Source organism: Klebsiella sp. 7-CIP_Kleb. (genome assembly GCF_050378655.1).
Classification (GTDB): Bacteria; Pseudomonadota; Gammaproteobacteria; order Enterobacterales; family Enterobacteriaceae; genus Klebsiella; species Klebsiella quasipneumoniae.
Window position 1 is genome coordinate 557,970 of record NZ_JBNRLJ010000001.1, and the last position, 22,587, is coordinate 580,556.

24 protein-coding genes are annotated in these 22,587 nt (G+C 57.9%); 15 read left to right on the forward strand and 9 right to left on the reverse strand.

The features are described 5' to 3' along the window. Positions 1-55 precede the first annotated feature (55 nt). The 9 genes from rsxA (at position 56) to gstA (ending at position 9,315) form a co-directional block, all read left to right on the forward strand. Complete coding sequence (gene rsxA, locus ACQUTI_RS02735; protein ID WP_109938384.1) at positions 56-637, forward strand: electron transport complex subunit RsxA; 582 nt, start codon at positions 56-58, stop codon at positions 635-637. Further along, positions 637-1,215, forward strand: a complete 579-nt coding sequence (rsxB, locus tag ACQUTI_RS02740; RefSeq protein ID WP_004202846.1) for an electron transport complex subunit RsxB — start codon at positions 637-639, stop codon at positions 1,213-1,215. Before rsxA ends, rsxB begins: the two co-directional genes overlap by 1 nt. Then, positions 1,208-3,469, forward strand: a complete 2,262-nt coding sequence (rsxC, locus tag ACQUTI_RS02745) for an electron transport complex subunit RsxC (RefSeq protein ID WP_428923200.1) — start codon at positions 1,208-1,210, stop codon at positions 3,467-3,469. Before rsxB ends, rsxC begins: the two co-directional genes overlap by 8 nt. Continuing rightward, positions 3,470-4,522 (forward strand): electron transport complex subunit RsxD, encoded by a 1,053-nt coding sequence (gene rsxD / locus ACQUTI_RS02750; protein WP_122542751.1) that lies wholly within the window; start codon positions 3,470-3,472, stop codon positions 4,520-4,522. A 10-nt stretch (positions 4,523-4,532) separates the two neighbouring features. Then, the gene (gene rsxG / locus ACQUTI_RS02755) at positions 4,533-5,153 is read left to right on the forward strand and encodes an electron transport complex subunit RsxG (RefSeq protein ID WP_428923231.1); all 621 of its coding nucleotides are present in this window, start codon (positions 4,533-4,535) and stop codon (positions 5,151-5,153) included. Between the two features lie 2 nt (positions 5,154-5,155). Beyond that, on the forward strand, positions 5,156-5,854 hold the full coding sequence (locus ACQUTI_RS02760; protein WP_017900824.1) for an electron transport complex subunit E: 699 nt from the start codon (positions 5,156-5,158) through the stop codon (positions 5,852-5,854). Between the two features lies 1 nt (position 5,855). Next, positions 5,856-6,491 carry an endonuclease III gene (gene nth, locus ACQUTI_RS02765; RefSeq protein ID WP_023289926.1) on the forward strand — a complete coding sequence of 212 codons (636 nt, stop codon included), beginning with the start codon at positions 5,856-5,858 and terminating at the stop codon, positions 6,489-6,491. A 602-nt stretch (positions 6,492-7,093) separates the two neighbouring features. After that, on the forward strand, positions 7,094-8,599 hold the full coding sequence (gene dtpA / locus ACQUTI_RS02770; protein WP_004202855.1) for a dipeptide/tripeptide permease DtpA: 1,506 nt from the start codon (positions 7,094-7,096) through the stop codon (positions 8,597-8,599). A 110-nt stretch (positions 8,600-8,709) separates the two neighbouring features. After that, positions 8,710-9,315 carry a glutathione transferase GstA gene (gene gstA, locus ACQUTI_RS02775; protein ID WP_004202856.1) on the forward strand — a complete coding sequence of 202 codons (606 nt, stop codon included), beginning with the start codon at positions 8,710-8,712 and terminating at the stop codon, positions 9,313-9,315. Positions 9,316-9,357: 42 nt separating this feature from the next. Here the strand turns inward: gstA and pdxY are convergent, their stop codons facing one another. The 5 genes from pdxY to anmK form a co-directional block, all read right to left on the reverse strand. Next, on the reverse strand, positions 9,358-10,218 hold the full coding sequence (gene pdxY / locus ACQUTI_RS02780) for a pyridoxal kinase PdxY (protein ID WP_057215612.1): 861 nt from the start codon (positions 10,216-10,218) through the stop codon (positions 9,358-9,360). 61 nt (positions 10,219-10,279) lie between these two features. Then, on the reverse strand, positions 10,280-11,554 hold the full coding sequence (gene tyrS / locus ACQUTI_RS02785; RefSeq protein WP_004175868.1) for a tyrosine--tRNA ligase: 1,275 nt from the start codon (positions 11,552-11,554) through the stop codon (positions 10,280-10,282). A 124-nt stretch (positions 11,555-11,678) separates the two neighbouring features. Further along, positions 11,679-12,335 carry a pyridoxamine 5'-phosphate oxidase gene (pdxH, locus tag ACQUTI_RS02790; RefSeq protein ID WP_004202860.1) on the reverse strand — a complete coding sequence of 219 codons (657 nt, stop codon included), beginning with the start codon at positions 12,333-12,335 and terminating at the stop codon, positions 11,679-11,681. Between the two features lie 57 nt (positions 12,336-12,392). Beyond that, positions 12,393-12,716, reverse strand: a complete 324-nt coding sequence (mliC, locus tag ACQUTI_RS02795) for a C-type lysozyme inhibitor (RefSeq protein WP_004202862.1) — start codon at positions 12,714-12,716, stop codon at positions 12,393-12,395. Between the two features lie 92 nt (positions 12,717-12,808). Next, entirely contained in the window at positions 12,809-13,933 is a 1,125-nt protein-coding gene (gene anmK / locus ACQUTI_RS02800) for an anhydro-N-acetylmuramic acid kinase (protein ID WP_017901088.1), read from the reverse strand. A gap of 268 nt (positions 13,934-14,201) precedes the next feature. Here anmK and slyB point away from each other — a divergent pair, with 268 nt between their 5' ends. Beyond that, positions 14,202-14,669 (forward strand): outer membrane lipoprotein SlyB, encoded by a 468-nt coding sequence (gene slyB / locus ACQUTI_RS02805; protein WP_002907749.1) that lies wholly within the window; start codon positions 14,202-14,204, stop codon positions 14,667-14,669. A 223-nt stretch (positions 14,670-14,892) separates the two neighbouring features. Next, positions 14,893-16,254, forward strand: coding sequence for a sensor domain-containing diguanylate cyclase (locus ACQUTI_RS02810; protein ID WP_064187154.1), 1,362 nt, complete (start codon positions 14,893-14,895; stop codon positions 16,252-16,254). Positions 16,255-16,288: 34 nt separating this feature from the next. Here ACQUTI_RS02810 and slyA read toward each other — a convergent pair whose 3' ends face one another. Continuing rightward, positions 16,289-16,729: a transcriptional regulator SlyA gene (gene slyA, locus ACQUTI_RS02815; protein WP_017901090.1), complete on the reverse strand. Its 441-nt coding sequence runs from the start codon at positions 16,727-16,729 to the stop codon at positions 16,289-16,291. A 172-nt stretch (positions 16,730-16,901) separates the two neighbouring features. Here slyA and ACQUTI_RS02820 point away from each other — a divergent pair, with 172 nt between their 5' ends. The 3 genes from ACQUTI_RS02820 to ACQUTI_RS02830 are packed head-to-tail and all read left to right on the forward strand — an operon-like array spanning position 16,902 to position 20,069. Further along, a complete protein-coding gene (locus tag ACQUTI_RS02820; protein WP_004202868.1) occupies positions 16,902-17,138 on the forward strand; it encodes a DUF1656 domain-containing protein in 237 nt (78 codons plus the stop codon). 10 nt (positions 17,139-17,148) lie between these two features. Continuing rightward, positions 17,149-18,045 (forward strand): efflux RND transporter periplasmic adaptor subunit, encoded by an 897-nt coding sequence (locus ACQUTI_RS02825; protein WP_023318434.1) that lies wholly within the window; start codon positions 17,149-17,151, stop codon positions 18,043-18,045. Then, entirely contained in the window at positions 18,045-20,069 is a 2,025-nt protein-coding gene (locus ACQUTI_RS02830) for an FUSC family protein (protein ID WP_069602975.1), read from the forward strand. Before ACQUTI_RS02825 ends, ACQUTI_RS02830 begins: the two co-directional genes overlap by 1 nt. Here the strand turns inward: ACQUTI_RS02830 and sodC are convergent. The 3 genes from sodC to ACQUTI_RS02845 all read right to left on the reverse strand — a co-directional run bounded on the left by sodC (position 20,062) and on the right by ACQUTI_RS02845 (position 21,840). Then, positions 20,062-20,583: a superoxide dismutase [Cu-Zn] SodC gene (sodC, locus tag ACQUTI_RS02835; RefSeq protein WP_017901092.1), complete on the reverse strand. Its 522-nt coding sequence runs from the start codon at positions 20,581-20,583 to the stop codon at positions 20,062-20,064. The two genes, ACQUTI_RS02830 and sodC, sit on opposite strands and share 8 nt — an antisense overlap. Before the next feature lie 69 nt (positions 20,584-20,652). Next, positions 20,653-21,549, reverse strand: coding sequence for an aldo/keto reductase (locus ACQUTI_RS02840; RefSeq protein WP_004202873.1), 897 nt, complete (start codon positions 21,547-21,549; stop codon positions 20,653-20,655). Between the two features lie 48 nt (positions 21,550-21,597). Beyond that, positions 21,598-21,840, reverse strand: coding sequence for a DUF1289 domain-containing protein (locus tag ACQUTI_RS02845; RefSeq protein WP_017901094.1), 243 nt, complete (start codon positions 21,838-21,840; stop codon positions 21,598-21,600). Between the two features lie 139 nt (positions 21,841-21,979). On the opposite strand from ACQUTI_RS02845, the gene ACQUTI_RS02850 reads away from it, so the two are divergent. Further along, positions 21,980-22,579 carry a TetR/AcrR family transcriptional regulator gene (locus ACQUTI_RS02850; RefSeq protein WP_428923201.1) on the forward strand — a complete coding sequence of 200 codons (600 nt, stop codon included), beginning with the start codon at positions 21,980-21,982 and terminating at the stop codon, positions 22,577-22,579. The last annotated feature ends 8 nt before the right edge of the window (positions 22,580-22,587 follow it).

The following is a 22,587-nucleotide window of genomic DNA, read 5'->3' on the forward strand; positions in this document are numbered from 1 at the left end:
CGCCGGTATCGTTTTATTCGATAATAAGCGGCTTTTTTTCGTTTCAGGTCGCATGATGGCTGATTATTTACTGCTCTTTATCGGTACTGTCCTTGTCAATAACTTCGTTTTGGTGAAGTTCCTTGGCCTGTGTCCGTTTATGGGGGTTTCCAAAAAGCTGGAAACCGCAATGGGGATGGGGCTCGCCACCACCTTCGTGATGACCCTGGCCTCTATTTGCGCCTGGCTGATTGATACCTGGATCCTTATCCCGCTAAATCTGGTTTATTTACGTACCCTGTCCTTTATTCTGGTTATCGCCGTGGTGGTTCAGTTCACTGAGATGGTGGTGCGTAAAACCAGCCCGGCGCTCTATCGCCTGCTGGGCATCTTTTTGCCCCTTATCACCACCAACTGCGCGGTGCTCGGGGTGGCGCTGCTGAACATCAACCTGGGCCACAATTTCCTGCAGTCGGCGCTGTACGGCTTTGCCGCCGCCGTCGGCTTCTCGCTGGTGATGGTGCTGTTCGCGGCGATCCGCGAACGTCTGGTGGTGGCCGATGTCCCCGCGCCGTTCCGCGGTAATGCCATCGCGCTGATTACCGCCGGTTTAATGTCTCTGGCCTTTATGGGCTTTAGTGGTTTGGTGAAGTTGTAATGAGCGCAGTCTGGATAGCCGTGATCGCCATCAGCCTGTTAGGGCTGATTTTCGGCTTAATACTGGGGTATGCGTCGCGCCGTTTCGCGGTGCAGGACGACCCGGTGGTGGAAAAAATTGATGAACTGTTACCGCAGAGCCAATGTGGGCAGTGCGGCTACCCTGGCTGCCGCCCCTATGCGGAAGCGGTGGGCGTGCAGGGTGAGAAAATTAATCGCTGCGCGCCGGGTGGCGAAGCGGTGATGTTAAAAATCGCCGCCTTGCTCAACGTCGACCCGCAGCCTGTCGACGGCGACGAGCAGGCAGCCGAGCCGGCCCGCATGCTCGCCGTGATTGACGAGCCGAACTGCATCGGCTGTACCAAATGTATTCAGGCGTGTCCCGTGGATGCCATTGTCGGGGCGACCCGCGCCATGCATACCGTGATGAGCGACCTGTGCACCGGCTGCAACCTGTGCGTTGCCCCCTGCCCGACCCAGTGCATTTCACTCGTTCCGGTGGCGACCACCCCGGAGACCTGGAAATGGGATCTGCACACGATCCCGGTGCGAAATATTCCTGTGGAACAACATGTTTAAGCTATTTTCCGCTTTCCGAAAAGACAAAGTCTGGGATTTTAACGGCGGTATTCACCCGCCGGAGATGAAAACCCAGTCAAACGGCACCCCGCTGCGCCAGGTTTCCCTGACGCAGCGCTTTGTGATCCCGCTGAAGCAGCACATCGGCGCCGAAGGCGAACTGTGCGTCAAAGTAGGCGACCGGGTGCTGCGCGGCCAGCCGCTAACCCGCGGTTGGGGAAGAATGCTGCCGGTTCACGCCCCCACCTCCGGCACCGTTGCCGCTATCGCCCCGCACACCACCGCCCATCCATCCGCGCTGGCGGAGATGAGCGTGATCATTGACGCCGACGGCGAAGACCGCTGGATCGAACGCGACGGCTGGAGCGACTACCAGACCCGCACACGTGAAGCGCTGATTGAGCGCATCCACCAGTTTGGCGTTGCCGGCCTCGGCGGCGCCGGCTTCCCCACCGGCAGTAAACTGCGCGGCGGCGGCGATAAAATTAAAACGCTGATCATTAACGCCGCCGAGTGCGAACCCTATATCACGGCGGACGACCGCCTGATGCAGGACTGCGCGGCGCAGATTGTCGAAGGGATCCGCATCCTCGCCCACATTCTGCAGCCTGACGAGGTGCTGATCGGCATTGAAGACAATAAGCCGCAGGCCATCTCCATGCTGCGGGCGGTACTCTGCGACGCCCATGGCATTTCGCTGCGCGTGATCCCCACCAAATACCCCTCCGGTGGCGCCAAGCAGCTCACCCAGATTCTCACCGGGAAACAGGTGCCGCACGGCGGTCGTTCTTCGGACATTGGCGTGCTAATGCAGAACGTCGGTACAGCCTACGCGGTGAAACGCGCGGTAATTGACGGCGAACCGTTAACCGAGCGCGTGGTCACCCTCACCGGCGAGGCGGTAACCCGGCCGGGCAATGTCTGGGCGCGCCTTGGCACGCCGGTGCGCCATCTGTTGAACGACGCCGGATTCTGCGCCAGCGCTGAGCCGATGGTGATCATGGGCGGCCCGCTGATGGGCTTTACTCTGCCGGGGCTCGACGTCCCGGTAGTGAAGATCACCAACTGTCTGTTAGCGCCCTCCGCCAGCGAAATGGGCGAGCCGCAGGAAGAAAAAGGCTGCATTCGCTGTAGCGCCTGCGCCGACGCCTGTCCGGCCGATCTGCTGCCGCAGCAGCTGTACTGGTTCAGTAAAGGCCAGCAGCACGATAAAGCCACCGCTCACAATCTGGCGGACTGCATCGAATGCGGCGCGTGCGCGTGGGTATGCCCAAGCAATATTCCGCTGGTGCAGTACTTCCGCCAGGAGAAAGCCGAGATCGCGGCGATTCGTCTGGAAGAGCAGCGCGCTGCGGAAGCCAAGGCGCGATTCGAGGCCCGACAGGCGCGCCTGGAGCGTGAGAAAGCGGCCCGCGCCGAGCGGCATAAAAAAGCCGCCGTCCAGCCTGCCGCCAAAGATCAGGATGCGATTAACGCCGCCCTGGCCCGGGTACGTGATAAACAGCGCGACGCCGCGCAGCCTATCGTGATTCAGGCCGGCGCCAGACCGGACAACAGCGAGGCGATTGCCGCCCGCGAAGCGCGGAAGGCCGAAGCCCGGGCGCGTAAAGCGCAGCAGCAGTCCGCGCCGGTGGAAACTCCGTCGACCGACGCAGCCGATCCCCGCAAGGCGGCGGTGGAAGCCGCCATCGCCCGCGCCAAAGCGCGCAAAGCCGAACAGCAGGCCGCGCCGGCGGAAACCCCGGCGGCCGAGCCGGTCGACCCGCGCAAGGCGGCGGTGGAAGCCGCTATCGCCCGCGCCAAAGCGCGCAAAGCCGAACAGCAGGCCGCGCCGGCGGAAACCCCGCCAGCCGAGTCGGTCGACCCGCGCAAGGCGGCGGTGGAAGCCGCTATCGCCCGCGCCAAAGCGCGCAAAGCCGAACAGCAGGATGCCCAGGCGGAAGCCCCGGCAGCCGAGCCGGTCGACCCGCGCAAGGCCGCGGTGGAAGCCGCTATCGCCCGCGCCAAAGCGCGCAAAGCTGAACAGCAGGCCGCGCCGGCGGAAGCCCCGCCAGCCGAGCCGGTCGACCCGCGCAAGGCCGCGGTGGAGGCCGCTATCGCCCGCGCCAAAGCGCGCAAAGCCGAACAGCAGGCTGCCCAGGCGGATATTGCGTCAACCGCAGCCAATGACGACCCACGCAAAGCGGCCGTCGCCGCGGCGATCGCTCGCGTTCAGGCGCGCAAAGCAACACAGCAGGCAGTTAACGAGGAATAAATGGTTTTCAGAATCGCAAGCTCCCCCTATACCCATAACCAGCGGCAGACCTCGCGCATTATGCTGCTGGTGCTGCTCGCCGCCGTGCCTGGTATTGTGATCCAGACGTGGTTTTTCGGCTGGGGCACCGTCCTGCAGATTGTCCTCGCCGCCCTGACGGCCTGGGCAACGGAAGCCGCTATTCTCAAACTGCGCAAACAGCCTGTTGCGGCCACCCTGAGGGATAACTCCGCCCTGCTCACCGGCCTGCTGCTGGCGGTGAGTATTCCGCCGCTGGCCCCCTGGTGGATGGTGGTGCTCGGCACCGCCTTTGCCGTAGTGATCGCCAAGCAGTTGTACGGTGGACTCGGCCATAACCCTTTCAACCCGGCGATGATCGGCTATGTCGTGCTGCTGATTTCGTTCCCGGTGCAGATGACCTCCTGGCTGCCTTCTTACGAGATTGCCGCCCATATCCCGACGTTCAGCGATACGCTGCAGATGATCTTCACCGGTCATACCGCCGTCGGAGACGACATGACCGCCCTGCGGCTGGGTATCGACGGCATCAGTCAGGCCACCCCGCTGGATACTTTCAAAACCTCCCTGCATTCCGGGCATAGCGTCCAGCAGGTACTGCAGTTGCCGGTTTACGGCGGCGTTCTGGCGGGGCTGGGCTGGCAGTGGGTGAATATCGCCTGGCTGGCGGGCGGTCTGTTCCTGCTGTGGCAGAAGGCGATCCGCTGGCATATACCGGTCAGCTTCCTCGTCAGCCTTGGCCTGTGCGCAACCCTCGGCTGGATCTTCTCGCCGCAGAGTCTGGCCTCGCCGCAGATGCATTTATTCTCCGGGGCCACCATGCTTGGCGCCTTCTTTATTCTGACCGACCCGGTGACGGCCTCGACAACCAACCGCGGACGTCTGATCTTCGGCGCCCTCGCCGGCCTGCTGGTGTGGCTTATTCGCAGCTTCGGCGGTTACCCGGACGGTGTGGCGTTTGCCGTTCTGCTGGCGAATATTACCGTGCCGCTGATCGATTACTACACGCGCCCGCGCGTGTATGGCCACCGTTGAGAGAACGATGATGTTAAAAACGATGCGAAAACACGGCGTCACGCTGGCGCTTTTTGCCGCCGGCTCCACCGGGCTAACGGCGGCGATCAATGAGCTGACCAAAAGCACCATCGACCAGCAGGCGGCCCTGCAGCAGAAAGCGTTATTCGACCAGGTTTTACCTGCCGACCGCTATAATAACGATCTGCTCAAGAGCTGCTATCTGGTCAGCGCCCCGGCGCTGGGCAAAGGCCAGCATAAAGTGTGGATTGCCAAAAATAACGGTCAGCCGATTGGCGCGGTCATGGAAGCCACCGCGCCGGACGGCTATTCCGGAGCGATCCAGCTGCTGGTGGCCGCCGATTTTAGCGGCACGGTCCTCGGCACCCGCGTGACCGAGCATCATGAGACCCCGGGTCTGGGGGATAAAATCGAGCTTCGCCTGTCGGACTGGATCACCCATTTTGCCGGGAAAGTCATCCACGGTCAGGGCGACAGACATTGGGCGGTCAAAAAAGACGGCGGCGATTTTGACCAGTTCACCGGCGCCACCATCACCCCCCGGGCGGTGGTCAATGCCGTTAAGCGCGCAGGCCTGTATGCACAAACGCTGCCTGCGCAACTTCCTGAATTCAGCGCCTGTGGAGAGTAACCATGAGCGAAGTTAAAGACGTCATCGTCCAGGGTCTGTGGAAAAACAACTCCGCTCTGGTTCAGCTGTTAGGGATGTGTCCCCTGCTGGCAGTCACCTCGACCGCCACCAACGCCCTTGGGCTGGGTCTGGCGACCACCCTGGTGCTGACCCTGACCAACCTGACCATCTCCAGCCTGCGCCGCTGGACCCCGGCGGAGATCCGCATCCCGATCTACGTGATGATCATCGCCTCGGTAGTGAGCGTGGTGCAGATGCTGATCAACGCCTATGCGTTCGGTCTGTATCAGTCGCTGGGGATATTTATCCCGCTTATCGTCACCAACTGCATCGTGGTGGGCCGCGCCGAAGCCTTTGCCGCCAAAAAAGGGCCGGCGCTGTCGGCGCTGGACGGTTTCTCTATCGGTATGGGGGCCACCTGCGCGATGTTCGTGCTGGGCTCCCTGCGCGAAATCCTCGGCAATGGCACGCTGTTTGACGGCGCCGACAGCCTGCTTGGCAGCTGGGCAAAGGTGCTGCGCATCGAGGTTTTCCATACGGACACCCCTTTCCTGCTGGCTATGCTGCCGCCAGGCGCCTTTATTGGCCTCGGCATGATGCTGGCGGTAAAATACCTTATCGATGAACGTAGCAAGCAGCGGAAGGCGCAGGCGGCCCGGGCCGACGCTGTCGCCCCGTCTGACGCGACAGGGAAAGCGTAACATGAACAAAGCCAAACGCCTGGCGATCCTGACCAGGCTGCGGGACAATGATCCCCACCCCACCACCGAGCTGCACTTCAGCTCGCCGTTTGAGCTGCTGATTGCCGTCCTGCTCTCGGCGCAGGCAACCGACGTGAGCGTCAATAAAGCGACAGCCAAACTCTACCCGGTGGCCAACACGCCCGCGGCGATGCTGGCGCTGGGGGTGGAGGGCGTGAAATCCTATATCAAGACCATCGGCCTGTTTAACAGCAAAGCGGAAAACGTCATCAAAACCTGCCGTATCCTGCTGGAGCAGCACAACGGCGAGGTACCAGAGGACAGAGCGGCGCTGGAGGCATTGCCCGGCGTGGGCCGCAAAACCGCCAACGTGGTGCTGAATACCGCCTTTGGCTGGCCGACGATCGCCGTGGATACCCATATCTTCCGTGTTTGCAACAGGACGCAATTCGCCCCCGGGAAAAACGTCGAACAGGTTGAAGAGAAGCTTCTGAAGGTCGTTCCCGCCGAGTTTAAGGTCGACTGCCATCACTGGCTTATTCTGCACGGCCGTTACACCTGTATCGCTCGCAAGCCGCGCTGCGGCTCTTGCCTGATTGAAGACCTTTGCGAATTCAAAGACAAAGTCTACGCCTGAGCGCCTTTCTCACGACCATAGCCTCACTCTGGGTTATGGTCCGCATTTAGCTATTTAACCCGCCATTAACACCGCATAAAGCGCATTTTGCTGGGCAATTATCCGGTTATATAACAAACAACTAGCTCATTCATTTTTTATCAACGCAAAATTTCTATACATTTGTGATCAAGATCATGCTCGCAACTCAATGTTGAACGAATGTTATGAAAATGGAAATTAAAGTCAGGTAATACAACGGCTGAGCAAAGATTGCCAGGATAATAGCCCATGAATTTTTAGGATAATGGACCATATCACTACCTCACTGCGCGATCAGCAGAATATATCGCCATTTTGGAGAAAAGCGGGCAATCAAAAAGATAAAAATATCAACGATAACGTAACGGTGAAATTTAACTCTGGATAACATTCATATGTCCGGAGCATTATGCCACCCTGATTATGTGTAACAGATTATTACAAAAGCCTTGCCTGATGCGCCAGGATAGTGAACATTACCTGCCGTTTTCCCTCCAAGAATAACTATAAAGGCGGCGGTCCAACGAGATTGCGCCCCGAACACCCCCCAGTAAATATGGGATGTAAAAAAAGAGGTATATGTGTCTACTGCAAACAATAAACCAGCAGAAAGCGTGAGTCTGAACGCTTTCAAACAACCACGCGCGTTCTATCTCATTTTCTCGATCGAGTTGTGGGAGCGTTTTGGTTACTACGGCCTGCAAGGGATCATGGCCGTTTACCTGGTAAAACAGCTGGGTATGTCGGAAGCGGATTCCATTACTCTGTTCTCCTCCTTTAGCGCGCTGGTTTATGGCCTGGTCGCCATTGGCGGCTGGCTGGGCGATAAAGTGCTGGGTACCAAACGCGTCATTATGCTGGGCGCTATCGTGTTGGCCATCGGCTATGCGCTGGTCGCCTGGTCTGGCCATGACGCCGCTATCGTCTATATGGGTATGGCGACTATCGCCGTCGGTAACGGCCTGTTTAAAGCCAACCCGTCTTCCCTGCTCTCTACCTGCTATGACAAAAACGACCCGCGTCTGGACGGTGCATTTACCATGTACTACATGTCCATCAACATCGGTTCGTTCTTCTCGATGCTGGCAACTCCGTGGCTGGCCGCGCGTTTCGGCTGGAGCGTCGCCTTCGCCCTGAGCGTGGTGGGGATGGTGATCACCATCATCAACTTCGCCTTCTGCCAGAAATGGGTGAAACAGTACGGTTCGAAACCGGACTTTGCCCCGGTGCATATGGGTAAACTGCTGGCGACCATCGCTGGCGTGGTGGTGCTGGTCGCTATCGCGACCTGGCTGCTGCACAACCAGGGTATCGCACGCATGGCGCTGGGCGTCATCGCGCTGGGTATCGTGGTGATTTTCGCCAAAGAAGCGATGGGCCTGAAAGGTGCCGCGCGTCGGAAAATGATCGTCGCCTTCCTGCTGATGGTAGAAGCGATCGTCTTCTTCGTACTGTACAGCCAGATGCCGACCTCTCTGAACTTCTTCGCTATCCGCAACGTGGAGCACTCGATCCTCGGCATCGCCTTCGAGCCGGAACAGTATCAGGCGCTGAACCCGTTCTGGATCATGATTGGTAGCCCTATTCTGGCCGCCATCTATAACAAGATGGGCGACCGCCTGCCGATGCCGCACAAGTTCGCTATCGGTATGGTGCTGTGCTCCGGCGCGTTCCTCGTCCTGCCTTTAGGGGCGAAGTTCGCCAGCGACGCTGGTATCGTCTCGGTTAACTGGCTGATCCTGAGCTATGCGCTGCAGTCTATCGGTGAGCTGATGATTTCCGGCCTCGGCCTGGCGATGGTCGCTCAGCTGGTTCCTCAGCGTCTGATGGGCTTCATTATGGGCAGCTGGTTCCTCACCACCGCCGGTGCGGCAATCATCGCCGGGAAAATCGCCAACCTGATGGCGGTACCGGAAAACGTCACCGATCCGCTGGTGTCGCTGGAAGTGTACGGTCATGTGTTCCTGCAGATCGGTATCGTCACCGCGGTCATCGCCGCCCTGATGCTGCTGACCGCGCCGAAGCTGAACCGAATGACTCAGGACGACAGCGCGGACGTAAAAGCACGCGAAACCGCGGCAGCCTGACGCCGCAGGGAAAACCAATTATTTTTAAGCCGCTAACGTTAGGTTAGCGGCTTTTTTTTTACCCCTGGCGGGACTAACATACAGAAAACTGCAGCCACGAGGAGTAACGCATGAAACTGTTCTACAAACCCGGCGCCTGTTCCCTCGCCTCACACATCGCCCTGCGCGAAAGCGGCCTGGATTTCACTTTGCAGAGCGTGGATCTGGCAAGGAAACAGCTGGAAAACGGGGAAGATTATCTGCTGATCAACCCGAAAGGTCAGGTGCCGGCGCTGCTGCTGGATGATGACATCCTGCTCACCGAGGGCGTGGCTATTATGCAGTACATCGCCGATCAGGTGCCGGACCGCCATCTGCTGGCGCCCGTGGGCTCCGTTGCCCGTTACCAGACCCTGGAATGGCTGAACTACGTGGCTACCGAACTGCATAAAGGCTTTACGCCGCTGTTCCGCCCGGACACCCCGGAAGACTATAAGCCCGTTGCCCGCGCGTTGCTCGAGAAGAAACTGCAGTACGTCGATGCCTCGCTGGCGGATAAACAGTGGCTGACCGGCCATCGCTTCACCATCGCCGATGGTTATCTGTTCACGGTGCTGCGCTGGGGCTATGCGATTAAACTGGATATGGCCGCCTGCGGTCATATCGGCAGCTGGATGGCGCAGGTGGCGGCGCGTCCGGCAGTGGCTGACGCACTGGCGGCGGAAGGCTTAAAGTAAGACCAGACTCTGCCCGGCGGTCTGCCGGGCAGAGTCAGAAAGTTACAGCCGGGTAGCGCTGAAGCAGTGCTCCGGCACGGCAATACGATCCTGCGCCGCCACCACCTGCAGTTCATACTCCTGCATGTTTTTGGTGGTCAACATGATCTCGTACACCGCGGCGGTGACGTGCTCAAGCGCGTCGCGCAGGCTGGCGCCCTGCAGCAGTTTCACCAACAGCAGACCGCTGGTCACATCGCCAACGCCCACCGGCTGACGCAGGCCAAAATCCACCAGCGGCCGGCTGATATGCCAGGCTTCCTCTGCGGTCACCAGCAGCATCTCAAAGCGGTCCATGCTCATGCCGGCGCGGGAAAGATGCTTAACCAGCACCACCTCCGGCCCCTGGGCAATCAGCTCCCGCGCGGCGGCCACCGCCTCGCTCACGCTGGCGACCGGATGACCGCAGAGGATCTCCAGCTCCACCAGATTAGGCGCAATGATATCGCTGGCCGGCAGCGCATAGCGCACGTGGAATTCCGCCACGCCCGGGGCGACGATGCAGCCCTTCTCCGGATGGCCCATCACCGGGTCACAAAAATACTTCGCCGCCGGATTGGCCGCTTTTACCTGACGCACGATGCCCAGGATATGCTCGCCCTGTTCAGCAGATCCGAGATAGCCGCTCAGTACCGCATCGCAGGTCTGTAGCTTGTCGATGTCGGCGATGCCCTGGACGATCTCCGTCAGGTGCGAAGGCGGCATCACACAGCCGGTCCATTTGCCGTACTGCGTATGGTTAGAGAACTGTACGGTATTGAGGGGCCAGACATTGGCGCCCAGGCGGCGCATCGGGAACTCGGCGGCACTGTTGCCGGCGTGGCCAAACACCACGTGAGACTGAATGGCGAGGATGTTCTTCATTTTCTTACCACAACCCTAAAAAGAAAAAGGGCGTGGTTTCCCACGCCCTGGTAGTATTTTTTTATTTCCAGCAGACCAGGCAGTAATTCTTCTTACCGCGGCGCAGCAAGGTGTAGCGGCCAAACAGGCGATCGCTGTCAGCAAAAACATATTCCGGATCGGCCTGTTTTTCACCGTTGATGGTCACCGCGTTAGAGGCGACGGTTTTACGCGCCTGGCCGCGGGACGGCTGCAGCTCGGAATCCACCAGCGCCTGCAGCAGATCGGCGCCTTTTTCCATCTCGATCATCGGCACGCCGTCCTGAGCCAGCTGTTCGAAGTCAGCTTCGCTGAGGTCGCTCAGGTTGCCGTTGAACAGGCTCTCGGTAATGCGTTTCGCCGCTTCCAGACCCTCTTCGCCATGCACCAGACGCGTCACCTGCTCTGCCAGCACGTACTGGGCGCGCGGCGCTTTACCGCTGTTTTTATCTTCTTCTTCCAGGGCATTGATCTCTGCAATGTCCATGAAGGTGAAGAACTTGAGGAAGCGATAGACGTCAGCATCCGCGGTGTTGATCCAGAACTGATAGAATTTATACGGACTGGTCTTTTTCGGATCCAGCCACACGGCGCCGCCCTCGGTTTTACCGAACTTGGTGCCGTCCGCTTTGGTAATCAGCGGCACGGTGAGGCCAAACACCTGGTTCTGGTGCAGACGACGGGTCAGATCGATACCGGAGGTAATGTTGCCCCACTGGTCGGAGCCGCCAATCTGCAGCGCCACGCCGTGCAGTTTGTTCAGACAGGCGAAGTCGTAACCCTGCAGCAGATTGTAGGAGAACTCGGTAAAGGAGATGCCCTGATCGTCACGATTCAGGCGCTGCTTCACCGCTTCTTTATTGATCATCTGGTTAACAGAGAAGTGTTTACCGATATCGCGCAGGAAGGTCAGCACGTTCATGCTGCCAAACCAGTCATAGTTGTTCGCCGCGATCGCCGAGTTGTCGCCGCAGTCAAAATCAAGGAATGGGGCTACCTGTTTGCGGATTTTATCCACCCACTCCTGCACGGTATCCTCGGTATTCAGCTTACGCTCAGCGGCTTTAAAGCTTGGGTCGCCAATCAGACCGGTAGCGCCGCCCACCAGCGCCACAGGTTTATGACCTGCCTGCTGGAAGCGTTTCAGGCATAACAATGGAACAAGATGCCCCAAATGCAAGCTGTCAGCGGTAGGATCGAAGCCGCAATAGAGCGCGATCGGGCCTTGCGCCAGTCGCTCTGCTAACGCTTCCTCGTCCGTCACCTGGGCTACCAGCCCCCGCTCTTGCAATTGTTTAATCAAGTTACTGCTTGCCATCAAATTCTCCATGTATAAACGACTGCACCTCTGCCGGTACACGACTTTTCGCCAGATGCGAAAAGTACATAGAATAAAGCGCCGGCCCTTTCAGCGCCAGCGCTTCGATAACTAATTTCGGCAATTACGGTGCCAGGCGGTCTATTTTCCAGGCGCCGTTATCGCGCTGGTATAAAAAGCGATCGTGCAGGCGATGTTCGCCCCCCTGCCAGAACTCCATCTGCTCAATGCTGACGCGGAATCCGCCCCAGAAACTCGGCAGCGGTACTTCACCCTGCTGGAATTTCTGCTTCAGCTCGAGGAATTTGCTCTCCAGGATACCCCGAGCAGAGATCCGACTCGACTGCTTCGAGACCCAGGCGCCGATCTGGCTGTCGCGCGGGCGACTGTGGAAATATTTGACCACCTCCAGCGTGGACAGGCGTTCCGCTTTGCCGATCACCATCACCTGGCGCTCCAGCATATGCCACGGAAACAGCAGACTGACCTGCGGGTTATTTTCAATCTGATGGGCTTTGCGGCTGCCAAGGTTGGTATAAAACACCAGCCCTTTTTCGTCGTAATGCTTTAGCAGCACAATACGCTGATAAGGTTGGCCGCTTTCATCAACGGTGGCAACCACCATGGCCGTCGGGTCGGCGAGTTTCGCGTCGCAGGCCTGACGCAGCCAGCGCTCAAACAGCGGCAGAGGTTCAGCTGGAAGATCGTGGCGACGCAAACCGCCACGGGTGTATTCACGGCGCAAGTGCGCGATTTGCTGGAGTTCGTCGTTATCAGACATGGCCATTGAGGATATAGTCATAAGGTGGCGTTATTGTGCGCCCCCCGGACAGAAATCTCAACGTTTGGCGGTCTGCAGCTGGCAGTTATCGAGAACGATGCGGTCGCGCTTATAGACGGTGGCGGTATCGCCTTTCGACCAGAAGACATAGACGCCGTCGGTGTAGCGCGCTCCGGAAGCCGACAGCCCCTCTGACAGATTCAGCTGCTGATTGTCATAAATAAAACTCACCTGCTGGCGTGAGTTATTGCGATGGACCGTCAACGGTTTCTGGTCGCATTGATACTCCAGCGTGTCCGTCTGCATCCGCTCGACAAACTGGTTGTAGTAGCTACAGCCCGCCAGCATAAAAGGTACAACTGCGATAAGAATTTTTTTCATTCGTTTGCCTTCGACTTTCCCGGTCACGGAGGGCACTCCGCCCTCCGCTTAACTTGTCCAGTTTACCGGTCGCGTCGTATTTAAGATTTCAGTTAACTCCGATTCTGCGGCGGGTTGGCAGGGAAAATGGCGCCCAGCACCGTGGCTTCGCTGGCGCCAGTCACAGAGGGCAGATTCCCCGGCAGGCCAGCGATGGTGCGCCAGGCCAGCCAGGCAAAGGCCAGCGCTTCCATATCATCGCCGCTGATCCCCGCTTCATCGGTGGTGGAGACTTCGGTTCCCGGCAGCAGGGCCGCCAGGCGCGCCATTAACAATGGGTTACGCGCGCCGCCGCCGCACACTAACAAACGCTCGCAGCCACCGCTTAACAATACCTGCTCACTGATGGTCACGGCGGTTAATTCCGCGAGGGTTGCCTGCACATCCTGTCCGCGCAGCCCCGGGTAACGAGCCAGATGCTGCTCCAGCCAGCCGTAATTGAAATATTCCCGACCGGTGCTTTTCGGCGCCGGCAAGGCAAACCACGGATCGCTCAGCATATCCTGCAGTAGCGGCAGGAGCACTTTACCTTCACTGGCCCATTGGGCGTCTTTATCGTAAGGTTTACCTTGCTTACGCCAGATCCAGGCGTCCAGCAACATATTGCCCGGCCCGGTATCATAGCCGCGCACCGGCTGGCCCGGCACCAGAAGCGACACATTAGCGATCCCGCCAATATTCAGCACCATCCGCCGCTCAACGGGGTGCGCCAGCAGCGCATGATGAAAAGCCGGCACCAGCGGCGCCCCCTGCCCGCCAAGCGCCATATCACGCCGACGGAAATCCCCCACCACAGTGACGCCGGTATGGGCGGCGATCTGGTTGTTATCGCCAATTTGCAGCGTGTGCGGGGCATCGCCCTGCGGCTCGTGCCATACAGTCTGCCCATGACAGCCGATGGCGATGACGTCCGCGGGTTTGAGACTTTCCTGACGCATCAGCGCCAGCACGGCCTCGGCAAACAGCCTTCCGAGGCGGGTATCCAAACGCCCCAGCTGCGAGAGGGTCAGCGACTGGCCCTGACAAATCGCCAGGATCTCTTCTTTTATCGCGTGTGGGATGGGCCAGGTGAGACTAGCCTGCTGCGCCACCATGTTTTCGTTGATAGCGGCTAAAACGACATCGATACCATCAAGGCTGGTACCCGACATAACGCCAATAAAGCGACCCGATCTCATACGTTTTTCCTTCATTCCATGACCCTCGTATGCGTCTCACTCCATCATAAAGTGTCCGCTAATGCTATGTTGTAATAATACTTTTTAACAATAGAGAGACATTTCGGAGAACATCGTAAAGAACCGGCGTTTAGTTTAGGTTGAAGCACCATTAATTATTATTTTTTGTATATCCCGGGGGGAAGCTATGCCCGCCGACGACTAAATGCCATATAATTAACCGCATGGACGTTCAATTGAACACCTTCGGTGAACAGGAGATTCATAAATGATTTTACGTGTTTTGGCTGTATCGATGATTGGTTTTACGCTCGCGGGCTGTGTGAGCAGCAGCGGCCTGTCCGGCGACGTTTATTCCGCATCTGAAGCCAAACAGGTGCAGAGCGTGACATACGGTACCATCGTGCATACCCGCGCCGTACAGATCCAGAGCGGCGACGACAGCAATGCCATCGGGGCGATTGGCGGCGCGGTTCTAGGCGGCTTCCTCGGGAATACCATCGGCGGCGGCACCGGACGTTCTCTGGCCACTGCGGCTGGCGCGGTCGCGGGCGGCGTAGCCGGTCAGGGCGTACAGGGCGCCATGAATAAAACCCAGGGCGTGGAACTGGAAATTCGTAAAGATGATGGCAACACCATCATGGTGGTACAGAAACAGGGCAGCACCCCGTTCTCTGTTGGACAGCGCGTAGCCATTGCCGGCAGCGGCAGCCAGGTCACCGTCTCTCCTCGCTAACACCTGTCACGATGCGGCCAGTTGCGCCGCATCGTACTTATCACCCACATTTATCTCGCCGTAAAAGTTTTGTATTAGCGATAACACATATTAATTTTAATATTTCATCAATCATTGCGCCTGCGCAATATCTTTGCCCACAGCCCCCACTACTCTTATAACCGTTAATATTATTAAGCCAACCCAACCTCGTTGCTGTTGTTATTATTCTGGAATATTGCCTATGAACAAACATGTGAATCATGTTGTTAGACGTCTTATCATTTATTTTTTTATTTGTTTGCTGGCCGGAGTCGGCATTACCGGGTTAACCAGCTCTTTTGAGACCAGATTCAACAGCACCTCATCAATACTATTTCCCCTGCTGACCAGTTTTCTGATGGTTTTTCATATCACTATTGCCTGTTTTATGGGCATGAAATACTGGAGCAGCAAGCGTCGCCTGTATCTGACGCCTGTCGCTTTCGGTTTTGCCTGTTCGGCGTTACTGATGCTGGGCACCCTCAGTAGCTATCCGGACTGGCTCAGCTGTAATCCCGCGCCGGTGGTGAAACAAAATGACGCTGTGATATATTATTTCTTTCGCAATATAATGATGGCCGTCTTATTCACGTCGTCAATTATTTTGTATTATTTTCGCCGACGGATCATGCACTCCTTTAAAGCCCATGTAATGACTTTCGCGGCATGTATTGTTTTTACGTTAATGATAATTTTTTTGTCATGGATCTACTCCAGCCACTCGCCATGGTTGAGCATTAGGTTTATTGACGATCTGAGCCATACTTTTACGCCGCTGTGGCGGAGTATTATTGGCTGGCTGCTGATGGCAGTCTGGTTTATCGCGCTGATTTTAATAATTTGGTTTAGCAAACTGCGCAATATTTTCTGGTACAGCGGCGCTTTTTTTTGCAGCGCATATTTGTTCACCATTTTCCAGCTGCTCTCTGCCGTTGGGGAGCTCGATCAGGCCTGGTATCAGGCGCGTTTTTTTGAAACGCTGTGCACCCTGTTCCTGATCCTGGTGCTGCTGGTAGACGTCTTTATCCTCTATCGCGAGTCTAACCACAAGTATGTCAACTCATACCAGAATTCGATACGCGACCCGCTGACCCGGCTTTACAACCGCAGCTTCTTCTACGATACCCTCAACCAGCAGCTGGCAAAGGTGAAGGCCCAGCATCCGCTGTCGGTGATCATCTGCGACCTCGACCATTTCAAACGCATCAACGATAACTATGGCCACATCGCCGGCGACAAGGTGATCCAGTTTGCCGCCTCGGTGCTGGACAGCCATTCGCGTAAGGATGACGCGGCCGCCCGCATTGGCGGTGAGGAGTTTGCCCTGCTGCTGGTCAACACCGCAGAGGACGAGGCGCAGGCGATCGCTGAGCGCGTCCGCCTGGCGGTCAGCGCCGAGCAAACCCCTCTGCCGGAGCGGATGACCATCAGTATGGGCGTGTATACGACCCATGACGGCAGTGTGACCGCCGAAGAGTGCGTCCAGCGCGCGGACGAAGCCATGTATGAAGCAAAAAACAGCGGACGTAACCGGGTGGTAATCTGGCGACGCCAGGGCAGGTAAAAAAAGGCCCGGGATAAACCGGGCCGCAAAACGATTAATCTTTTGCCTGGAGATCGAGGATATTTTGTTCAAGTTTACGAATTAAGTGAAGCAACGTTTCCACTTCCTGCTTCGAGACCCCTGCGAGGATTTCATCGCGGGTTTTGCCTATCACCTCTTCCATCTCGTTGATCAGCGGTTCGGCTTTTTCCGTCAGCTTGATGCGTTTGGCTCGCCGATCGCTTGCGCAGGTCTGGCGAGAAATAAGCCCTTTCTCCTCCAGCTGATCGAGCGTGCGCACCAGGGACGGTTGTTCAATACCGATGGCTTTCGCCAGCTGGATCTGCGACTGCTCAGGCGGCAGCTGGTGGATGTTATGCAGCGTAACCCAGTGGGTCTGCGTTAACTCCAGAGGTTTCAGGCGATGGTCGATTAGCGCGCGCCAGACGCGAACTAAACGTGCCAGATCAGAACCAAGTGGCGATTCCAATTTCATCTCCTTATAATTAGCTTGCTAAGTTATTATACTGATTTTAGAATAGTGTGCAGCATTTGAATAATCAAAACAAATGAATTACTTGATTCAACAAAAACCAAAACAATGATTTACACTGTTAAAGAGTAGCACGTCCTGAGGTTATCCCTGTTATGGCAAAGGATTTTTGCTTGTGAAACTGAGTCTTAATTCATCCGGATTGCCGCTGCAGGACCTGGTGTTCGGCGCATCCGTCTATTTCCCTCCGTTGTTCAAAGCCGTCCTGCTGGGCTTCTTTATCTGGCTGTTTTTACATCGCCAGCTGCGTGACTGGATGTATGCGGGCGACATCTGGCATCCACTGCTGATGGATCTCTCCCTGTTCGCGCTCTCGGTCTGTCTGGCCCTGGTGTTACTGATTGCCTGGTGATCTTCCTGCTATGAAAAAATTAAAATATCTTTCAACACTCTTGGTGGCGGCCATCGCTCTGGTTGCCGCGTGGTTGTTATGGAATTTCTACACTCAGTCCCCCTGGACCCGCGACGGTAAAGTGCGCGCCGAGCAGGTCGGGATCACCCCTCAGGTTTCCGGCAGTATATTGCAGCTGAACGTGGCCGATAACCAGCAGGTCAAGGCCGGTGAGGTATTGTTTACCATCGACGACACCCCCTACCGCATCGCGGTGCTGAACGCCCAGGCGCAGCTGGCGAAAGCGCAAGCTGAGGTGGCGAAAGCGCAGGCGGAGCAAAGCAAAGCCGCCAGCGAAGCCCGCCGTCGCAGAAACCTGTCGCAAAATGCCATCTCAGCTGAAGACCTTGAAAACGCCAATACCGCCCTGAATACCGCCACCACTACCCTGGCGGCCGCCAGAGCGGGAGTCGGTGTCAGCGAGGCGGCGCTGAAACATGCGCAGTGGCAGCTCAGCCAGACGGTCGTCAAAGCGCCGGTAGACGGCTGGGTGACTAACCTCTCCACCCGGGTCGGCGATTACGCCACCACCGGCCATCCGGTCTTTGCCCTGGTGGACAGCCATTCGTTCTACGTGCTGGGCTACTTTGAAGAGACCAAACTGCGCCATATTCGCATCGGCGATCCGGCGCAAATCATTCTCTACAGCAATCAGCAGACGCTGCAGGGGCATGTCGCCAGCATCGGTCGCGCGATTGTCGACCAGAGCGTGGAACAGGGAACCGGGCTGGTGGCCAATATCAAACCGAATATCCCCTGGGTCCGCCTCGCCCAGCGCGTGCCGGTGCGGATTGCCTTTGATACGTTGCCGGCCGATGTCACTCTGGTCTCCGGTACCACCTGCACCGTCTCGATCGGCGGACAGTGATGAATCTGCAGACCCTGTCATGGCGCACGCTGCCCTGGGTTAAAGCCACCCGACCGCAGTGGCGATACGCGCTACGCAACGGCATCGCCATGTGTCTCGCGTTAAGCATCGCCTACGCACTGGATCTGGATGAGCCCTACTGGGCGATGACCTCCGCGGCGGTGGTCAGCTTTCCCACCGTCGGCGGGGTGATCAGTAAAAGTTTTGGCCGCATTGCCGGCAGCCTTCTCGGCGCCTGCGCCGCCCTGCTGCTGGCGGGCCATACGCTCAACGATCCCTGGCTGTTTCTGTTCAGTATCTCCGGCTGGCTGGCGCTGTGCACCTGGGCCTGCGCCTTGTTCACCAATAACGTGGCCTACGCCTTTCAGCTGGCGGGCTATACCTGCGCCATCATCGCCTTTCCGGTGATTAATATCAGCGACAGCTACGAGCTATGGGTGATTGCCCAGTCGCGCGTGTGCGAAGTCATCGTTGGGATCTTGTGCGGCGGGTTGATGATGATGATCCTGCCCAGCACCTCCGATGGCAGCAATCTGCTGACGGCCCTGAAAACCATGCACGCCCGCCTGCTGGAGCACGCCAGTCTGCTGTGGGTCCCGGAAACGACGGATGCCATCCGCACCGCCCATGAAAGCGTAATTGGCCAAATCCTGACCATGAACCTGCTGCGCATCCAGGCCTTCTGGAGCCACTACCGCTTCCGTCGGCAAAATCCCCTGCTGAACTACCTGCTGCACCAGCAGCTCCGTATGACCAGCGTCATTTCCAGTCTGCGGCGTATGCTGCTGAACTGGCCTGACGCCCCGGCCAATACCCGCCAGGTGCTGGAATTGTTGCTCGCGGAGCTCGCCACCTCCAGTGCTGACAGCTATCACGTCGCCCGCATTCTGGCGCCGCTGGCGCCGCCGCCGGACGCGGATTACCGCCACCTCGCCTTTTGGGCGCGGTTACGCTATTTCTGCCGCATTTATCTGGAAAGCAGCCGCTGGATCCGCCGGGTTGAAAATGCCTCGGCGATCGCCGAGTTCAATGTCCCTTCCGCGCCCGCGCTGGCCCGCCACACCGACCAGGCAGAGGCATTGCTCAACGGCATCCGTACCTTTTGCGCGCTGGTGGCGATTGGCGCGTGGGGGATCAGTACCCAGTGGACCAGCTGCGCGGCGGCCCTGACCCTGGCCTCCATTTGCTGCGTGCTCTATTCGGTTTCCGCCTCGCCGTTTCGTTCGTTGACGCTGCTGATGCAGACCCTGGTGCTGCTGTCGCTGTTCAGTTTTGTGGTGAAATTTGGCCTGATGGTGCAGATAACCGACCTGTGGCAGTTCTTGCTGTTTCTGTTCCCGTTGCTGACCACCATGCAGTTACTCAAGCTGCAGTGGCCAAAATTTGCCGGCCTGTGGGGGCAGCTTATCGTCTTTATGGGCTCGTTTATCTCCGTCACCAACCCACCGGTTTACGACTATGCGGCCTTTTTTAATGACAATTTAAGTAAGATTGTCGGCGTGGGCTTTGCATGGCTGGCCTTTGCGGTGCTCAGTCCCGGCTCGGACGCCCGTAAAGGTCGACGCCACATCAGAGCGTTACGGCGTCACTTTGTCGATCAGCTCAGCCGCCACCCCCAGCACAGCGAGCACGAATTTGAATCGCTGGTATATCACCATGTCAGCCAGCTCAGTCAGAGCCAGGATGCGCTGGCTCGCCGCTGGCTGCTGCGCTGGGGGGTGGTATTGCTGAACTGCTCCCACGTGGTCTGGCAGCTTCGCGAGTGGGAAACGCGCTCCGATCCTCTCGCCCAGGTGCGCGACCTGTGTATCAACCTGCTGCGCGATGTGATGAGCGAGCGTGGCGTGCAGCAGCGGCCGCTGGCCTCCACGCTGCAGGAGCTGCTGCGGATCTGCGAAGTTCTGAACCACCATCATCAGCCGGCGGCCCGGGAGCTGGCCGCCGCGATATGGCGACTGTATTGCGCGCTGTCGCAGCTGGAACAGGCTCCGGTCGCCGGAACGATTGGCGAAAAGATTACTTAATCACCCCGCAGGCAAACCGTTCGCCGCCGCCGCCCAGCGGCTGCGGACTGTCGGCCATGTTATCGCCGCCGACATGAACCATCAGCGCTTTGCCTTTCACTTCCGCCAGCGTTTTCAGACGCGGAGCGATAATCGGCTGGTCAGCCACACCCGCGTCGTTGACCACCAGCAGCGGTAGATCGCCAAGATGCCCGGTGCCCAACGGCCCTTCATGTTTACCGGTATGTTGCGGATCGTAATGTCCGCCCGCCGCTCCGGCGGCTACGGCTTTGCCCTCTTTCATCGCCGGCTGGCAGCTGCCTTCAGCATGAATATGAAAGCCGTGCTTGCCCGGGGGTAACGCCCGCAGATTAGGAGCAAATTCGAGTCCGCGGTCGGTTTCGGTGATTTTTACACTGCCGATGGATTGACCAACGCCCTGGCTGGTCACGAGATTAAGTGGCACATCTTCACTGACGGCCTGCGCGCCAGCGCAAAATGCGAGGGAAAGGATAGCGAGAATACATCGTTGCATAACACCTCCGGATGGCTGTCTCTCTGTTAAGTGTAAACCAGGAACTGCTTTCCGGAGGCGAAATGCCCGTTACGGCACGTCGTAACCGAGCGCGGCTTTGCGGATACGGAACCACTGCTGGCGGGTCATACTCAGTTTTTCGGCCACAATCGCCGAGCGCACGCGCTCAATTTTACCCGAGCCGATAATCGGCAGCGGCTGCGACGGCAGGCGCATCACCCAGGCGTAAACCACCTGCTCGATGCTGTCGGCGTTGAGCTCGTGGGCCACCTGGGCCAGCTCGTCGCGCAGCGGCTGAAAGCCCTCTTCATTAAACAGGCGGCCGCCGCCGAGGCAGGACCAGGCCATCGGACGAATACGCAGTTGCTGCAGCTGGTCGAGGGTACCGTCAAGCAGCAACGGCTGATGCACCGGCGAGATCTCCACCTGGTTGGTGGCAAGTGTAAACGGCAGGCGCGACTGCAGAAGGGTGAACTGGGCAGGGGTAAAGTTCGAGACGCCGAAATGACGTACCTTGCCGCTGTGGTGCAACGCGAGGAAGGCTTCAGCCACCTCGTCGGCGTCCATCAGCGGATCCGGCCGGTGGATCAGCAGCAGATCGAGATGGTCCGTTGCCAGGTTGCGCAGCGATTGCTCAGCGCTGAGCACGATGTGGTCCCGGTCGGTAATGTAGTGACCGATGGTGTTTTCAGCGCGCGCCCGGGTGGCAATGCCGCATTTGCTGACAATCTCCATCCGGCTACGCAGATGCGGCGCCAGCTTCAGGGCTTCACCAAAGGCGGATTCACACTGGTAATCGCCATAGATATCGGCGTGATCGACGGTGGTAATGCCTAAATCGAGATGCTGTTCGATAAAGCCGACCAGCTCGTCTGGCGACATTTTCCAGTCCATCAGACGCCAGTAGCCCATCACAAAACGCGAAAATTCCGGCCCCTGGGGAGCCATAGCAATACGCTGAACCATAACCGCTTCCTCAATAAAAAAGTGCTCTGAGTATACGTAATTTTTGGCTTAAAACAGTGAGGGTTGCTGCGGTTCTTCCGCCGCCTCTGGTCTGTTCGCGCGTATTTTGCGCAGCAGGCGTTGACGGCACAGACGCAATACCTCCTGTTTCTGCGCATCGCTCATCGTTTGCCAGTTAAAACGCTCCTCACGGCTACGGAAACAGCCGCGACAGTAGCCGCGCTCATCGGTCTGACAAATTCCCCGGCACGGGCTCTGCACCGGGAAAAACTCTAACTGCTCTGCCACCACACGCCTCCTGTCCCCTCATCTCCTTTCATTGAAGACGTTTCCCAGCGCCGACGCAAATTTTGTTCACTCCGTGCTGCGCCAGCTAACATTTTTGCGCTAAGTCTTGCATTAGACCAATCGGTCTACTACAGTGTGCGCCATGAACAAACACAGCGATTGCGATACCCGAGAACATATCCTGGCCACCGGCGAGCAGCTATGCATGCATCGCGGCTTTACCGGCATGGGCTTGAGCGAACTCCTGAAGACGGCGGAAGTGCCCAAGGGCTCTTTCTATCATTACTTTCGCTCTAAAGAAGCCTTCGGCGTCGCCTTGCTTGAAAACCATTACGCCGGATATCTGCAGCGCCTGGTCGATCACTTCGCCCATGGCGAGGGCAACTATCGCGATCGGCTGCTGGCCTACTATCAGCACACGCTGAATCAGTTTTACCAGCAGGGGATTATTAGCGGGTGTCTCACCGTCAAGCTGTCGGCAGAGGTTTGCGATCTCTCGGAAGACATGCGCACCGCCATGGACCACGGCGCCAGCCAGATCATCGCCCTGCTGGGCGACGCGCTGGAGAAAGGGCGTCAGGAAGGCAATCTGACCTTTGACGGCGAGGCCAGGACGCTGTCGCAGGTACTCTATTCCCTGTGGCTCGGCGCCAACCTGCAGGCCAAAATAACGCGTAGCGCAACGCCGCTGGAGAGCGCCCTTGCCCACGCGAAACAGATTATTGCGGCGCCTGCTGTATAACAGGCGTT

Excerpts from the sequence above, each read along its gene's own strand:
- rsxA (WP_109938384.1), top strand. The coding sequence starts at position 56 with ATGGCTGATTATTTACTGCTCTTTATCGGTACTGTCCTTGTCAATAAC.
- rsxB (WP_004202846.1), top strand. The coding sequence starts at position 637 with ATGAGCGCAGTCTGGATAGCCGTGATCGCCATCAGCCTGTTAGGGCTG.
- rsxC (WP_428923200.1), top strand. The coding sequence starts at position 1,208 with ATGTTTAAGCTATTTTCCGCTTTCCGAAAAGACAAAGTCTGGGATTTT.
- rsxD (WP_122542751.1), top strand. The coding sequence starts at position 3,470 with ATGGTTTTCAGAATCGCAAGCTCCCCCTATACCCATAACCAGCGGCAG.
- rsxG (WP_428923231.1), top strand. The coding sequence starts at position 4,533 with ATGTTAAAAACGATGCGAAAACACGGCGTCACGCTGGCGCTTTTTGCC.
- ACQUTI_RS02760 (WP_017900824.1), top strand. The coding sequence starts at position 5,156 with ATGAGCGAAGTTAAAGACGTCATCGTCCAGGGTCTGTGGAAAAACAAC.
- nth (WP_023289926.1), top strand. The coding sequence starts at position 5,856 with ATGAACAAAGCCAAACGCCTGGCGATCCTGACCAGGCTGCGGGACAAT.
- gstA (WP_004202856.1), top strand. The coding sequence starts at position 8,710 with ATGAAACTGTTCTACAAACCCGGCGCCTGTTCCCTCGCCTCACACATC.
- pdxY (WP_057215612.1), bottom strand. The coding sequence starts at position 10,218 with ATGAAGAACATCCTCGCCATTCAGTCTCACGTGGTGTTTGGCCACGCC.
- tyrS (WP_004175868.1), bottom strand. The coding sequence starts at position 11,554 with ATGGCAAGCAGTAACTTGATTAAACAATTGCAAGAGCGGGGGCTGGTA.
- pdxH (WP_004202860.1), bottom strand. The coding sequence starts at position 12,335 with ATGTCTGATAACGACGAACTCCAGCAAATCGCGCACTTGCGCCGTGAA.
- mliC (WP_004202862.1), bottom strand. The coding sequence starts at position 12,716 with ATGAAAAAAATTCTTATCGCAGTTGTACCTTTTATGCTGGCGGGCTGT.
- anmK (WP_017901088.1), bottom strand. The coding sequence starts at position 13,933 with ATGAGATCGGGTCGCTTTATTGGCGTTATGTCGGGTACCAGCCTTGAT.
- slyB (WP_002907749.1), top strand. The coding sequence starts at position 14,202 with ATGATTTTACGTGTTTTGGCTGTATCGATGATTGGTTTTACGCTCGCG.
- ACQUTI_RS02810 (WP_064187154.1), top strand. The coding sequence starts at position 14,893 with ATGAACAAACATGTGAATCATGTTGTTAGACGTCTTATCATTTATTTT.
- slyA (WP_017901090.1), bottom strand. The coding sequence starts at position 16,729 with ATGAAATTGGAATCGCCACTTGGTTCTGATCTGGCACGTTTAGTTCGC.
- ACQUTI_RS02825 (WP_023318434.1), top strand. The coding sequence starts at position 17,149 with ATGAAAAAATTAAAATATCTTTCAACACTCTTGGTGGCGGCCATCGCT.
- ACQUTI_RS02830 (WP_069602975.1), top strand. The coding sequence starts at position 18,045 with ATGAATCTGCAGACCCTGTCATGGCGCACGCTGCCCTGGGTTAAAGCC.
- sodC (WP_017901092.1), bottom strand. The coding sequence starts at position 20,583 with ATGCAACGATGTATTCTCGCTATCCTTTCCCTCGCATTTTGCGCTGGC.
- ACQUTI_RS02840 (WP_004202873.1), bottom strand. The coding sequence starts at position 21,549 with ATGGTTCAGCGTATTGCTATGGCTCCCCAGGGGCCGGAATTTTCGCGT.
- ACQUTI_RS02850 (WP_428923201.1), top strand. The coding sequence starts at position 21,980 with ATGAACAAACACAGCGATTGCGATACCCGAGAACATATCCTGGCCACC.